We start from the raw sequence: 13596 nt of genomic DNA, 5'->3' as shown, positions 1-13596 counted from the left end.
CCTTGATCCGCGTCGAAAACCTCGGCAAGACCTTCGGCGTCAGTGACGGTTTTTCGCTGCGTCCGAAAAGTAACGGTGTGCGTGCAGTCGACGGCGTTAGCTTCACCATCGATCGGGGTGAGACGGTTGCCGTAGTGGGCGAGTCGGGCTGTGGAAAGTCAACGATGGGACGGCTTTTGCTGCGTCTGATCAATGCGACGGAAGGCCAAGTCTTTTTTGAAGGCACGGACATCAACTCGCTTTCGAAGCATGAGATGCGGCAGATGCGTCGCAAGGCGCAGATGGTGTTTCAGGATCCTTATGGCTCATTAAGCCCTCGACGCAATATTGCCGAAATCATAGCCGAGCCACTGGAGGCTTTCGGTATGATTCGCAATCAACGCGAAAAGCGGGAGCGGGTCGCGGAGCTTCTGACGCAGGTCGGACTGCCCGCCAGTATCATGGACCGCCACCCACGCCAATTTTCCGGGGGGCAACGTCAGCGCATCGGCATCGCACGGGCCATTTCGGTTGACCCGAGCTTCATCGTCGCAGACGAACCCGTCTCGGCCCTGGACGTCTCCGTTCAGGCGCAGGTAGTCAACCTGCTTCAAGACCTGCAAGAGAAAAAGCGCTTCTCGTATCTATTCATCGCTCACGACCTGGCAGTGGTTCGCCACATTGCCGATCGCGTCATGGTGATGTACCTCGGACGGATCGTGGAAATCGGCCCCAAGCGCCAAATCTACGCCGCCCCACAACACCCCTATACACAGGCGCTGCTGTCGGCGGCTCCGGAGCCCGATCCAGATGTGAGAGTGAAACGCATTATTCTCGAGGGCGATGTGCCGAGCCCGACCCGACTTCCCGGTGGGTGCACATTCCACACTCGCTGTCCGCTGGTTCAAGCGATTTGCAAGACGCAGCGACCCGAGCTTCGCGAGGTGGCACCCGGTCAAAGTGCGGCATGCCATTTTGCATCTCCGAACCCGATTCCAGTTTGAACAATCCATCGATGCCATGCTCCGGTAACGCGTCCGCCAAGGACACATCACCTGTCCACGGGACGGGCCTGCATGACCTGCTGCCATATAAGCAAAGTATGACGAACACTGATCGAACGCTCATGTCTCTTGACACCAACAAAATAAGCGCCATAAACACATTTTTCAAAATCGAAGATCTCGAAGGCAGGACTGTGGTGCGCGTGACCAAAGATCCTATGGTCATTGCGGTTGACGAGCCCACGTTCGCCAAGATAGCCGGGCGCGGATTTTTGAATGGCACCATTCAGGCGCAAGTGAAGAGCAAACTTCTAATGGATGCACCTGACTACGCACGCGGCTTCATTGGAATTGCTTTTCGGATCAACCCCGACAATTCAGAATTCGAGTGCATCTATATCCGGCCAACCAATGGTAGAGCCGAAGACCAAAATCGTCGAAATGCGTCAACACAGTACTTCTCATATCCGGAGTTCAAATACGATCGTCTGCGCAAGGAGGCGCCAGGCAGGTACGAGTCGTACACCGATATGGGTCTTGATGAGTGGATTGACATGCGAATAGAGGTCCATGCTGACCAAGCGAAACTGTTTTTGCATGGGAATGCGCGGCCGTCCTTGGTTGTCAATGACTTAAAGCATGGAGGGGGAACTGCAGGGGGAATTGGTCTTTGGGTGGACATTGGTACTGATGGTCTCTTTGCAGATGTCAAGGTCAACTACTCTTGACCAACAAGAAATGAGAAATTCAAAAGCTCCGGTTCGTGATTTCAACGCCATGAGCACTGAAGCCAGTGCCATTCGCCCTACCCGCTCTTTTCAATACCCATCATGCCCCTCATTGACTCCCTTGGTTTAATTGCCGCCGCCCTCACCAGCACCAGCTTTGTGCCACAGGCCTGGCACACCTTTAAAACGCGCGACGTGCGCGGCATTTCGCTGGGCATGTACAGCGGCTTCACCGTCGGAGTGGCTTGCTGGCTGGTCTATGGAATGCTACTGAACTCCTGGCCGATCGTGATCGCCAACGGCATTACGCTGACACTGGCAGCGGCCATTCTGGTGATGAAACTTCACTACCGCTAAGTCGCGCAGACCCATAGCGTCATTTGCATGATGCGCGACCATGCATAGGCAAGTGCTAATTTCTTTGAGGCACGCATCGGCGCCTTCAAGGGCACAGCGTCTCAGCCCTGCTTTGGCTGTATCCAACACGGCTGCCAATAGTCGAGTTGAGAAGTTACGAACAACTGTTACTGAAAGGAAACCATGAAACTCGTTCGCTATGGAAATCCCGGCAAAGAAAAGCCCGGTCTCATCGACGCCCAGGGCGTGCTGCGTGATTTGAGTGCCGCGATCAAAGACATTGGCCCGGATCAACTCTGCGATGCTGCGCTGACCAGACTTGCCAAGTTGAATACGGACAATCTGCCAGCGGTTCAAGGCAAGCCCCGCATGGGTTGCCCGGTGCAGGGTGTGCGCAAGTTCATTGCAATAGGCCTTAATTATACGGAGCATGCCGCCGAGTTAGATCTGCCGATTCCAAAAGAACCCATAGTGTTTATGAAAGCCACCAGTTGTATCCAGGGCCCCGATGATCCCGTGATGTTGCCCAAGGGTTCCAAAAAAACCGACTGGGAAGTCGAACTGGGCGTTGTGATTGGCAAGAGGGCCCGGTATGTGTCACAAAAAAAAGCACTCGACTACGTTGCTGGCTATTGCACGATTCACGATCTCAGCGAACGCGAATTCCAGTTTGAGCTTGGCGGCACCTGGGACAAGGGCAAGGGCTGTGACACCTTTGGGCCCTTGGGTCCTTGGCTAGTCACACGGGACGAAGTGCCAAATCCACAAAAACTCGGCATGTGGCTGGATGTCAACGGTGTGCGACGCCAGACTGGCAACACCAGCACCATGATTTTCAGCGTCGCCAAAATCATAAGTTATGTGAGCCAGTTCATGACGCTGGAGCCGGGCGACGTGATCACCACCGGAACTCCACCTGGGGTGGGATCGCACATGAAGCCCAATGCCGTCTTTCTGAAAAAAGGTGACGTAGTCACCTTAGGCATTGAAGGCTTGGGCGACCAGCGCCAGGAAGTAGTGGCGTTCAAGCTGTAGAGCCCGAACCCGTTATGCGGAGGCCAAGCGGCCTAAATCCATTTCATGCAGGAGATCCACGTGTTGAGAGTGACCCAAGCCTTTGTCTGTGTTTTGCCCATTTGCGCTGTCGTTCCGGCGATCGCACAGGATGCCGCCGCCGACTACCCCAACCGACCGATCAAGGTCGTGATTCCCAACCTGCCGGCGGGTGAGACAAATACCATCGCCCGCAAGCTTCTCGAGGCGGTCGCCCCGCAGTTGAAGCAAAGCATGGTGTTCGACCACAAGGTTGCCGGGGCGGGCACAGTCGGCACGCCGTTCGTGGCAAAGCCGCCTCCGGAAGGCTACACGCTTCTGGTCGGCAGCGCGAGCCCCGTGGTGAGCGCGCCGCAAACGATCCCCATAGTCATGTCCAACCCTGTGACCGATCTATGACCCATCAATAGCTTCGGATTGACACCGAAAACCATCAAGGAGAAACACATCACCAGCAATTGAATCGACGCGCCGCTGACGAACGCATTTCAACAAACCAACTATCGCACCTCATCAGACCCAACTTCCCGAAAGGGGGTTGGCCCGGGTCTCTGGAGGCGCTGCAAAGGTGCAAGCCTGAAGCCGTACCTGTTCCAGAGTCCTATGTTTAACCTTAGAAAAATTCTCGATGAAAAAGACCCTTATCGCTCTGGCTGCACTCGGTGCAATGGCCGGTGTTGCACACGCCCAATCTACCGTAACCCTGTACGGCGTTGCTGATGCTTATGTTGGTCAAGTCACCACCAAAACCCAGGTTGGCGCTGCCGCAGAAACCAGACTCAGCCAAAACGTGGTCAACGGCAGCGGCCTGAGCAGTTCACGCTGGGGCCTGCGCGGTGCTGAAGACCTCGGCGGCGGTTTGTCCGCAGTGTTCACGCTGGAAGGCGCCTTTGATATTTCCACCGGCGCTGTCGCTACCATTGCTCCCCAAGGTAACACCCTGTTTGGCCGTCAGGCATTCGTCGGCCTGAAAGGCGGTTTCGGTACCGTCAGCCTGGGTCGTCATACCACCGCTTACGACACCTTGCGCGGCATAACTAACAACATCTACAACTCCCCCACTTTTGCTACCACGGCGAGCGTGTGGGGCGTTGGCGTTCAGGATTACCAGGTCCGTGCCAGCAATTCCGTTGCCTACACCTCGCCAGACTTCGCCGGCATCAGCGGTGCAGTCGTTTACGGCCTTGGCGAGAACAAGACCGCTACGACCGATGCTGAAAACAGCGCCAGCTTGCACATCAAGTACGCCAACGGCCCTTTGCTGGTGGGTTACGCGCACCAGCGCGAAAAACAAGTCGCCGGCGGCAACTTTTTCGGCACGTCCACGGGTGTACCAGCTCCTGTTACTACCGTTACCGATACCCGCAAGTACAACTCGCTGGGCGCTTCCTATAACTTCGGCGTTGCCAATCTGACCGGTGGCTACAACACTGCCAAGAGCAATACTCGCAAAGACAAGGAATACCAACTCGGCGTGAGCGTACCGTTTGGTGCTGCTGCCCTGGCAGCCGGTTACAGCCGCGCCAAGAGCGAAGGCGCCGCTGGCCTGGCCGCCCTCAAGGGCACTGGCTTCACCCTGCTCGGCACGTACAACCTGTCCAAGCGCACGACCGCGTATGCTGCCGTGATCAACACCAAGCGTGAAAGCGGCACGACAGCAGCATTCACGACCACCAAGGTCCTGACCTCTGCTGTTGGCATTCGCCACACGTTTTAATTTCCAGATAGCGTCTGCTAGCCGTTAAAAGAAATGAAACCCCAACGTGGCAACACGGTGGGGTTTTACAGGCAAGAAAGTCCTCGAATTCAAAGTGCGCTGGTTTGATGACTTTTTACCCGGCGGTCTCAAATCTGAAGTGCAATACCTTTTCAACCATGAAGATTTTTGGAGAAATTATGAAATCACACGTTGCACGCATAGCCTTGATCGGCTCCTTTGCCATGCTCGCGCTGGCCCGTACCGTCGCCGCTGCGGACATTTATCCCGCCCAACCCATAACCATCGTCGTGCCCAATGCAGCAGGCGGTCCGACTGATGCGATCGCGCGGTCGATTGGCCACAAGCTTTCCACACGCCTCGGCCAGCCGGTCGTGATCGACAACCGGAGCGGCGCCGGCGGCAGCATCGGTGCCGAGTACGTCGCCCGGGCCAAGCCGGACGGCTATACGCTGTTCCTGGCCACTACCGGAACGCTGGCGATCAACCCGGCGCTTTACGACAAGCTGCGCTACAACGCCAAGAAGGACTTCGAACCGATCGGAATCATCTCGACCACCAGCAACGTGCTCGTGGTGCGCAGTGGCTTGCCGGTCAAGGACGTCAAGGACTTGATCGCATTGGCCAAGCGCGAGCCGGACCAGCTTACGTATGGCAGCGCTGGAAACGGCACTTCCAACCACCTAGCAGCGGCGATGTTCGGGGCCATGACGGGCACCCGGCTCAGGCACGTGCCGTACAAGTCGGCTTCTGTGTTGAAGGTTGACCTCTGGGAGGGAAGGATTGACATGGTGTTTGGGACGGAGGGCAACATCGTGAAGGAATTCATGACGGGCGGGAAAGTCCGTGCCCTGCTGGCAACGGGTACGCGCCGCTCGGTGCTGCTCCCGGACGTACCGACAGCGGAAGAAGCTGGATTGAAGGGCTACGACGTCTCGGTCTGGTTCGGCCTCGTCGCCCCGGCGGGCACGCCGGCCAAGGCAGTGGAACGGATTAACAAGGAGCTGAACGCCATCTTGGCGACGCCTGAAATGAGGAAGGAACTGGCGAGCGATGGCCAGACGCCAGGGGCCATGACTCCCCAGCAGTTCGGCGCCTTCCTTGAGCAAGAGCGGAACAAGTGGGTTCCGGTCGTCAAGGCATCCGGAGCCAAAATTGAATGAAAAAGGAACTGAACGTGCAATCCAAGTGGTACCAGAAGCAGCTGCGCATCGGCGCAACCATTGGTGCAGACCGAAGCCGATTTCCGCAGCGTGATCCCGCAGTACGTGAGCGACCACTTGCCTCAGGCGATTTCCTGAAGTCCCCATGCAAGATCTGTTGAATACCAACCACAAGGGCAAGCTGCCTATTGCCCTTGTTTCGCCGGCCGTCCGGGATGAGTTCTCGGCGCGCGCGGTGGCGCTGGATATGATCGTGTCGTCCCCGGGCGTGCCGCTTGATCCTCAAACGCTGCGCCGCATCGATCTCGCCTTTCTGTCGACGGACCTCATGTTCGGATCGTCAGGCGGGCTCGCGCCAGGCCTGTCCACCTTCTGCGACCACCTGAGGGATGCAGTCAACTTGCGCTGGCTTCATGTTCGCAGCGCCGGTGCGGATCGGCCCATCCTGCTGGAGCTGCTTGCACGCGGGGTCCGCGTGACGACCTCCTCGGGCGCCAATGCTCCAGAGGTGAGCCAGAGTGCGCTCGCCGGTTTCCTTGCGCTTGCCAGAGGTGTCCCGGACTGGGTGCATGCGCAGCGACGGCACGAATGGTCACCGCAGGACGGCAAGGCCCTGCCGTGCGACATCGTGGGGAACACGGCGATCGTGGTGGGAATGGGCCCGATCGGCCGAGAGATTGCCCGGCTGCTGCAAGCCTTTCGGCTGTCCATCATTGGTGTCACCCGATCGGCCGCGCCAGTGCCGGGCTGCGTGGAAGTCCTTCCGTATGCACGTCTCGAGGAGGCACTTCCGCGCGCCGACTGGCTGATTCTCGCCTGTCCCTTGACGCCGGAGACGCGGGGGATGATTGACGCGGCTCGCCTCGCCATGCTGCCGGCGGGCGCCCGCATCATCAACGTCGCTCGCGGTGCGGTGGTGGTGGAGGCCGACCTGGTGCATGCGCTTCAAAGCGGGCGCCTCGGTGGAGCGTACCTGGACGTCTTCGAGAACGAACCGCTTGCGCCGGATTCGCCTCTCTGGGACATGCCTGGCACCTTGATCTCGTCGCACCGCGCAGGCCATTCGACCGGTGTCGACGCAAGAATCATGGAGATGTTTCTTGACAACCTCCTGCGCTGGCTGGGCGACGCAGAGTTGAAAAACGAAGTTCTCGCCGCGCCTGCGCAGGTCGCGTAATGAAGGGCGCAGTACGAGCGAATGTAATACTGACGTCTCCCCGGATTTCGGACGGTTCAAAACTGGAGTTAAGGCGAATGGCACTTACTTTTGCTCCTACGCATGACCATGCTTGTCTACGTGTCGGCGAGCCTGGGCGCGCGGCACCTTCAACCAAGGGCAGGGGGTTCCTTCATTTTCGCATTCGCGGTTCGATGCGTCCGGTCGGTGGCCGACCTTACATTGGGCGATCAACGTGAACAGTCGCTGGCCATCCTTCGTGGCCGAGAGGCCTCGCGAGACCCATTCCGTCCACAGTTGCACCGTGTGCGTGAAGCTCAGGCCGCGCGGGTCCACGCCGGCATTGCAGGCGGCCTGCGCCATGAGCAGTCGGATCACGTTGTAAGCGAGCAGATGCACCTACAGTTGCTTTTCGTTCATCTGCGGCGGCGTCTAGCAGCTCAGCAAGTCCATGCCCGTGGTGGTCTTCATTGTGCATTGGTGAAGCTATATCGTATGCGGCTGGGCATCCCACCTTGATTCGACGTTGATGATCAGGCATCGTCCCCCACGAAGGAGATCGTGGAGACGATGAATCAATTATCGACAGCAGAGCGCCCTCGGCGGCGCGAGTACAGCGCAGAGTTCAAGACTTCTGTGCTGGAGCAATGTCGCCAGTCAGGCGCATCGATTGCCGGCATTGCGCTGGGTCACGGCATCAACCCGAACATGGTGCATCGTTGGATGCGGGAGGATCGGCAGCGTCTGGAACTGATCGAACTGCAAAGGGGCGCCTTGGCATTTGTGCCGCTGCAACTGCCACCCTCACCAGCTGTTGGCCCAAGCCTCGCAAAGTGCGTGCAACCCTCCACCGAGCAAGGCGCTGCAGCAGAAGGGATCTGCGTTGAGATTCAACGTGCAGGCGGCAAGGTGACTGTGACATGGCCGCTGCAATCGGCCAGCGAATGTGGCGCCTGGCTGCGCGCGTGGCTGAGATGATCCGCATTGACGCGCTGTGGCTGGCTACCGCTCCGATAGACATGCGCATGGGAACGGAACGCCTGCTGGCACGGGTGGTGCAGGTGTTCGGTGCAGCCCAGGCCCATCACGGCTACCTGTTTGCCAACGCGCGGGGCAATCGCATGAAGCTGCTGCTGCACGATGGTTTTGGCATGTGGTGCGCGGCCCGTCGGCTCAATCAGGGCGGGTTTGAATGGCCACGCGGTGGCGCCAGTATAGCCACCTCGATGACGCTGACAAAGCAGCAATTCGACGCCCTGGTGGTGGGACTTCCGTGGAGCCGACTGGAACAAATGCAGTCCATTGCACGGGTGTAGGAACCGTGGTTTAACGCTGTGCAAAGGGCAATTGGAATATGCCCTAATTCGCATTTGTGTGTGGATTTTGCACAATCCACGCATGCTCCGCGTGGACCAACTCAACGCCCAAGACTTTGTCGGTCTGAGCCCTGCCGCCGCTGCCGAATTGGCCGCCCGCGTGTTGTCACACGTTGGCGAGCAGAGCCGGCAAATCGAATCCCAGGCCCAGGCCATCGAGCTCAGGGATGCCAAGATCGCAAGCATCACCTTTGAGCTGCGCCGCCTCCTCAAGGCCCGGCAGTTTGCGGCCAGGACCGAACGCATGAATGCCGAGCAGCGCCAGTTGTTTGAAGAAACGCTGGCAGCCGACCAGGCGGATCTGGAAGCCCAACTCGCAGCGCTGAAGACAGCATTCAAAATGCCGGGCAATGCTCCAGACACCGACACCCCTCGCAAGCCCAAACGCCAAGCCTTGCCCGAGCACCTCAAACGCGTTGACCACCACCATGAGCCAGAGAACACGACATGCGATTGCGGTCAGGCGATGGTGCGTATCGGCGAAGACGTGAGCGAGCGCCTGGACATCAACTGGTCGATCGGTGTGTGCAGGAACCCGCCCGAGGTGTTATAGCAGCGTACCGAATCACGCTGCGAACCCAGCAGCTTGGACAGCGAGAGGCCGGCACGCCTGGCGGAAGTGATTTCTTGAACCCGGCATAGGCTCGTTGCTTTTTATCAAGCTGCAGCCAATGCCAACCAACAGAATCACGATGCGTCAAATCCGAGAGACATTGCGCCTGCACCCGCCAACGGCTCAGCCGAAACGTGATGCGTCACTGCCGGTGAAGTGACTCCAGAACGGATTCAACGCTCGTGGTGAGTTCGAGAGGACTTGCGCCACATCGCCTGTCTGCAAGCCACCGACCGCCGCGCGGTCGAAACGCAGCAGCCCTACGCAGGCTCCAGAAAATCAAAGCGCCAAGAATCGCCGTCCCTGCGAACTCGGCCAGCTGTGGGCGCAGGGAAGTGCGTTGGAACGAAAAGCGTATCGGTATCTGCATACCGCTCGAAGACACCCCGTCGCGTGCGTGCGGCCTGATCCGCATCGAGGCAGAACATCGTACTCCAGTCCGGCTCCACGCATTGAATGGCGTGATGCATCATGTCGCCTGTGAACAAGGCATGACGACCGCGCGATCTCAGGCTGACACAGACATGGCCTGCCGAGTGACCTGCCGACGGGATTATCGACAACTCGTTGCTGAGAACATGGTTGTCTTCGACCAGAAGCGCTTGGCCTGCCTCCACTATCGGATTCACGCAAGCTTCGAAAGATGGCCCGACGCTCGGAGCCTCGTGCGTCTTCCAATGCTCGTACTCCTTTCGCGAGAAGATGTACTTCGCATTCGGAAAGGTCGGAACATGACGGCCGTCAATTGTCCTAGTGTTCCATCCGACATGGTCGATGTGCATGTGGGTGCAGAACACGTAGTCGATATCTTCGACGCCAAGGCCGTTCGCCGTGAGACCAGCGAGCCACGGGGACTTGTCGTAGTTGAGCCAGTCCGGGTAGTTCGGATGGTCTCCGACGCAGGTGTCAATCAGCGCGGTGCAATTCGGCATCTTCACGACAAAGCTCTGGTAGGTGATGTTCAGCTTCTTCGTTTCGGCATCGAAAGTGAAGGCTGGAACTTTGGACAGCGCGCGAGCTATCCCTTCGGGCGTCGCGCGCGGGAACATCACATCAGCCGTCCGAACCGGCCCATCGCGCTCGATGATGCTGGCAATGCTCGCATCGCCCAATTGAATGCGATGCATGGACCTACTCGACTTCGAGCTTGATACAGACGTACTCGAGGATCTGCGAGAACACGACGCTCACCTCCAGTCCTGCCAATTGCGCGTCGATGGCCGCGCTGACTTTCACATCCTTGCCTTCGGTGCGCAGTTGTGCGAACGACTTCAGCTTCAGACCTGGAAGGCGAAGGCTGGCCCTGACATCTGCGACCGGCACGAGTGTCTTGATCGGACGGCGCGGCGCGGACGTGAGGTTGACGGCGTGCAGCAGGTAGACCCCTGCCTGCCCGCGTGCCCGCGTCAGCGCAAATTGCAGGCTCGGCGGCGCGTCGGTCGACAGGGGATTGGCCCCATTGAGCAGATAGCGCACCGCGTTTCCCAGAACCTGGGAAAAATCGGGGTGGCCGTGCTGTCCAACGTTGCGATCGATGGGCGTCGCGAAATAGATGCACTCGCCTTCCCCAAACGGATTCACCAGCGCGGTCGGGTAGTCCGTGCGCAACGAGGGCAGCCACGACTTCTCCGGAGGCTGAGGATAAATCCCCGGCACGTAGGTCAACGGGGCCGCAACGCTCGCATTGTCCTTGCGGACAAGCAGCGAAGTTCCCCCATTGGCGATCAGTTCGGTGAGTTCCAGCCCGGCCGTCACGGGATGTTCGGCGGCCACTCTTTGGTACCCCCATCGGCTGCTGTCCTTCTCTATCCCGGTAAAGTGGCAACCGAAGACATCCGCGAGGGCGAAGTCGGAACACATTTCACCTTGCTCGTTCCAGAGCGACGTATGGTGCGTGGCAAGAAGCCTCCCACCACCGGCAACAAAGGCCCGAATGACCTCGATCTCGCGATCAGTGAGGACGGCCGCGTTCGAAAGCACTAGCAGCCGCACATCTTCGAGCGCTTCTGAGTTGAGATCGAAATCGCAGATGAATCGGTACTGAATGTGCTCATCGAGGAGCGCCTGTTCCATCCCAATGATGTGCGTGAGGTATCTGTCGCTCGCGCGGTTACTGTCGCTGAACTGAAAACTGGACTTCTGTGAATACAGGATCGCCACCGCCGCTTCCGGCTGCTGGCCATGCAGCAACGCTTCGTTCTCCTCCATGAAGGCATAGATGTCAGCGACCAAAAAAGCATTGCGGCGGTCGTGCGTCTTGGCGGGATGCTGCCCATTGAAGGTCGTGTTCCAGAGGGAGCCTCCGGCGCTGACGGCTTGCCACATCCAGAGCCGCACTTCTGCCGGGGCGCCCGAGACGTAGCGGTACTGGTTGTCCATGCCAAGGTGGCCGGTGAGTATCACGGGTGTCTTGCCGGAATCCATTGCGCCTAGAAACTTGATCAGCGTGGAAGGCGCGTGAAGCAGCTCGTTCTTGGCCACGAACAGCGGCGTGACCGTGAAGTCCATGGCATGCTTGATGGCATACAGGTCCGCGCTCAGTTTGCGGTATGACTCGTGAAACAGTCCGAAGATCTCGGCGCAGAAGGCCTTGTCCTCGCCGTACTTCTTGACTTCTGCCCGATAGTTCTTCAGGTGAGCCAGGAGATTGCGGGCCTTCCAGGCACGATACTCGTCGTACCGGGCGTTGTTGAAGTCGCCGCCTCGAGGAAGCTCCTTCCCGAACTCGCTTCGAAAGCTCTCGGTACAGCGCCTACAGTAGCACGCCCCAACCTGCATCGGGGCGTTCTCCCATATTCCGTCGATCGCGTAGCGGCTGAGCAGCGCGTGTGTGAAGCGAAAAGCATGTTCGTTCCTGTAATAGCTCAGGTAGCAGGGCGCGTACAAGGCATCAGGCAGCGGCTCGGACTGCCACTCGAACTGAATGGGTCGGCCATTCTCGTCCACCGCAAACCAGTCGGGGTGGAGGTCGTAGTGGCGCTTTTCGACTCCACGGAAATCCACCCGGACCATGACCTTGATGCCGGCCGCATGGCACGCCTGTGTAATTTCCGCAAGGATGTCGTGCTCGCCCATGAACCGGTTCGGGTTTGCGATTTCCAGGTCATGACGAAAGAAGTCGACGACGCCACCCGCGTTGGTCACAAAGCAGTTGGTATGCGTCTCCTTCAGGTGCCGCACCACGCCTTCGACGTCATAGTCGAGGATGTCAGTCTCCCGCATGACAAATTGCTGGATCCGCAACTGCTTTTCGAACCAACGAGGCTCCATGACGCTTCCTTCAGTTGATTTTGGCATTGGTGGCCTTCACGATGGGGACGTACTTGGCGCGTTCCTGCGCGAGGAAGGCGGCGAACTGCCTGGGTGTCATGGCCTTGGTCGCCTGACCGTCAGCCACCATCTCTTTCTTCATCTCCGGTGACGCGAGGATCGCCACCAGCTCCTTGTTCATTCGCTCAACGATGGGGGCGGGCGTTCCGGCTGGCGCCATGAGACCCCACCATGCAGAGAGGTCATAGCTCTTCATGCCGGCTTCTTTCGCGGACGGCGCATTCGGAAAGAGTGCCGATCGCGTATCGCCAGACACCATCAGCGCGCGCCCCTTGCCCGGCTGGATGAAGTCGTTGAGCGCGGTGACCTCGGAAGCGAACACCAGATCGATTCGTCCTTCCCAGAGATCCATCCGCAGCGGTGAAATCGCCTTGTAGGGAACATGCTTGATCTCGGTTCCGGTGATGCTCTTGAACATCTCCGCAGCGAGGTGATTCGAGGACCCGTTTCCGGAAGAACCATAGCTGAGACGATCGGGCTCGCGCTTGGCCAGCGCGACAAGCTCATGGACGTCTTTGATGCCGAGGCTGCTGCGCACGACAACCACGTTTGCCGTCGAGGTCAGAAACGCGACGGGCTCGAAGTCTTTTTCCGTATCGTAGCGCAACTTATCATAGAGCGCGGGAGCGATGGCTTGCGTGCCGGTGGTTGCCAGAAGAAAGGTGTAGCCATCGTTTCGGGCGCGAGCCACAGACTCCGCACCAATGGTGCCGCCCGCGCCACCTCGGTTGTCGATGATGACACTCTGTCCAAGCCGCAGTGCCAGCTTTTGTCCCAGGGAGCGCGCCAACTTATCCGTCGGACCACTCGGGCCATTGGGCACTACGATAGTCACAGGTCGAGTTGGGTAAGGGTCAGCAGCGGCGGCTGAGTGCGCGAAGGCAAGCATGGCAAATGCGCAGACGAAATACGTGCATACTCGGACACAAACCCTGCTGGTGTTCAGAGGACTGAATAGATGAATCATTTTTTTCTCCAAAAAACTTCATTGTTGAAAGGGTGCTGCACTTCAGATTTGAGACCGCCGGGTAAAAAGTCATCAAACCAGCGCACTTTGAATTCGAGGACTTTCTTGCCTGTAAAACCCCACCGTGTTGCC

General features: G+C 58.5%; 13 protein-coding genes and 3 pseudogenes. 11 read left to right on the top strand and 5 right to left on the bottom strand.

What is annotated here, in order from left to right; all coding sequences use genetic code 11:
* Positions 1-2 precede the first annotated feature (2 nt).
* From ABLV49_RS24390 to ABLV49_RS24355, 8 genes are all read left to right on the top strand, one after another.
* Positions 3-983, top strand: coding sequence for an ABC transporter ATP-binding protein (locus ABLV49_RS24390; protein WP_349282797.1), 981 nt, complete (start codon positions 3-5; stop codon positions 981-983).
* Between the two features lie 122 nt (positions 984-1105).
* Positions 1106-1711 carry a hypothetical protein gene (locus tag ABLV49_RS24385; RefSeq protein WP_349282795.1) on the top strand — a complete coding sequence of 202 codons (606 nt, stop codon included), beginning with the start codon at positions 1106-1108 and terminating at the stop codon, positions 1709-1711.
* A 102-nt stretch (positions 1712-1813) separates the two neighbouring features.
* Positions 1814-2068 (top strand): SemiSWEET transporter, encoded by a 255-nt coding sequence (locus tag ABLV49_RS24380; RefSeq protein ID WP_349282793.1) that lies wholly within the window; start codon positions 1814-1816, stop codon positions 2066-2068.
* A 183-nt stretch (positions 2069-2251) separates the two neighbouring features.
* Positions 2252-3103, top strand: coding sequence for a fumarylacetoacetate hydrolase family protein (locus ABLV49_RS24375; RefSeq protein WP_349282791.1), 852 nt, complete (start codon positions 2252-2254; stop codon positions 3101-3103).
* A gap of 45 nt (positions 3104-3148) precedes the next feature.
* Positions 3149-3520, top strand: coding sequence for a tripartite tricarboxylate transporter substrate-binding protein (locus tag ABLV49_RS24370; protein ID WP_349282789.1), 372 nt, complete (start codon positions 3149-3151; stop codon positions 3518-3520).
* A gap of 229 nt (positions 3521-3749) precedes the next feature.
* Complete coding sequence (locus tag ABLV49_RS24365) at positions 3750-4838, top strand: porin (RefSeq protein WP_349282788.1); 1089 nt, start codon at positions 3750-3752, stop codon at positions 4836-4838.
* Positions 4839-4945: 107 nt separating this feature from the next.
* Positions 4946-6001 carry a Bug family tripartite tricarboxylate transporter substrate binding protein gene (locus ABLV49_RS24360; RefSeq protein ID WP_349282786.1) on the top strand — a complete coding sequence of 352 codons (1056 nt, stop codon included), beginning with the start codon at positions 4946-4948 and terminating at the stop codon, positions 5999-6001.
* A gap of 145 nt (positions 6002-6146) precedes the next feature.
* Entirely contained in the window at positions 6147-7178 is a 1032-nt protein-coding gene (locus ABLV49_RS24355) for a D-2-hydroxyacid dehydrogenase (RefSeq protein WP_349282784.1), read from the top strand.
* A gap of 96 nt (positions 7179-7274) precedes the next feature.
* Here the strand turns inward: ABLV49_RS24355 and ABLV49_RS24350 are convergent.
* A pseudogene (locus ABLV49_RS24350) lies at positions 7275-7649 on the bottom strand (IS4 family transposase); the annotation flags it as partial.
* 99 nt (positions 7650-7748) lie between these two features.
* On the opposite strand from ABLV49_RS24350, the gene tnpA reads away from it, so the two are divergent.
* From tnpA to ABLV49_RS26140, 3 genes and pseudogenes are all read left to right on the top strand, one after another.
* Entirely contained in the window at positions 7749-8156 is a 408-nt protein-coding gene (gene tnpA / locus ABLV49_RS24345) for an IS66-like element accessory protein TnpA (RefSeq protein ID WP_349281689.1), read from the top strand.
* Positions 8153-8494: an IS66 family insertion sequence element accessory protein TnpB gene (gene tnpB, locus ABLV49_RS24340; protein ID WP_349281687.1), complete on the top strand. Its 342-nt coding sequence runs from the start codon at positions 8153-8155 to the stop codon at positions 8492-8494. Before tnpA ends, tnpB begins: the two co-directional genes overlap by 4 nt.
* Positions 8495-8576: 82 nt before the next feature.
* Positions 8577-8915, top strand: a pseudogene (locus ABLV49_RS26140) (IS66 family transposase); the annotation flags it as partial.
* A gap of 131 nt (positions 8916-9046) precedes the next feature.
* Here the strand turns inward: ABLV49_RS26140 and ABLV49_RS26135 are convergent.
* From ABLV49_RS26135 to ABLV49_RS24320, 4 genes and pseudogenes are all read right to left on the bottom strand, one after another.
* Positions 9047-9169, bottom strand: a pseudogene (locus tag ABLV49_RS26135) (L-talarate/galactarate dehydratase); the annotation flags it as partial.
* 258 nt (positions 9170-9427) lie between these two features.
* Positions 9428-10294, bottom strand: a complete 867-nt coding sequence (locus ABLV49_RS24330) for an MBL fold metallo-hydrolase (RefSeq protein ID WP_349282781.1) — start codon at positions 10292-10294, stop codon at positions 9428-9430.
* A gap of 4 nt (positions 10295-10298) precedes the next feature.
* Positions 10299-12437: an alpha-amylase family protein gene (locus tag ABLV49_RS24325; protein WP_349282779.1), complete on the bottom strand. Its 2139-nt coding sequence runs from the start codon at positions 12435-12437 to the stop codon at positions 10299-10301.
* Positions 12438-12447: 10 nt separating this feature from the next.
* The gene (locus ABLV49_RS24320) at positions 12448-13332 is read right to left on the bottom strand and encodes a Bug family tripartite tricarboxylate transporter substrate binding protein (protein WP_349282777.1); all 885 of its coding nucleotides are present in this window, start codon (positions 13330-13332) and stop codon (positions 12448-12450) included.
* Positions 13333-13596: the final 264 nt, after the last annotated feature.

This window comes from Polaromonas hydrogenivorans (genome assembly GCF_040105105.1).
Lineage (GTDB): Bacteria > Pseudomonadota > Gammaproteobacteria > Burkholderiales > Burkholderiaceae_C > Polaromonas > Polaromonas hydrogenivorans.
This window is presented reverse-complemented; position numbering and strand designations above follow the sequence as displayed.

Excerpts from the sequence above, each read along its gene's own strand:
- tnpB (WP_349281687.1), top strand. The coding sequence starts at position 8,153 with ATGATCCGCATTGACGCGCTGTGGCTGGCTACCGCTCCGATAGACATG.
- ABLV49_RS24370 (WP_349282789.1), top strand. The coding sequence starts at position 3,149 with ATGCAGGAGATCCACGTGTTGAGAGTGACCCAAGCCTTTGTCTGTGTT.
- ABLV49_RS24375 (WP_349282791.1), top strand. The coding sequence starts at position 2,252 with ATGAAACTCGTTCGCTATGGAAATCCCGGCAAAGAAAAGCCCGGTCTC.
- ABLV49_RS24380 (WP_349282793.1), top strand. The coding sequence starts at position 1,814 with ATGCCCCTCATTGACTCCCTTGGTTTAATTGCCGCCGCCCTCACCAGC.
- ABLV49_RS24365 (WP_349282788.1), top strand. The coding sequence starts at position 3,750 with ATGAAAAAGACCCTTATCGCTCTGGCTGCACTCGGTGCAATGGCCGGT.
- ABLV49_RS24325 (WP_349282779.1), bottom strand. The coding sequence starts at position 12,437 with ATGGAGCCTCGTTGGTTCGAAAAGCAGTTGCGGATCCAGCAATTTGTC.
- tnpA (WP_349281689.1), top strand. The coding sequence starts at position 7,749 with ATGAATCAATTATCGACAGCAGAGCGCCCTCGGCGGCGCGAGTACAGC.
- ABLV49_RS24385 (WP_349282795.1), top strand. The coding sequence starts at position 1,106 with ATGTCTCTTGACACCAACAAAATAAGCGCCATAAACACATTTTTCAAA.
- ABLV49_RS24360 (WP_349282786.1), top strand. The coding sequence starts at position 4,946 with ATGACTTTTTACCCGGCGGTCTCAAATCTGAAGTGCAATACCTTTTCA.
- ABLV49_RS24330 (WP_349282781.1), bottom strand. The coding sequence starts at position 10,294 with ATGCATCGCATTCAATTGGGCGATGCGAGCATTGCCAGCATCATCGAG.
- ABLV49_RS24355 (WP_349282784.1), top strand. The coding sequence starts at position 6,147 with ATGCAAGATCTGTTGAATACCAACCACAAGGGCAAGCTGCCTATTGCC.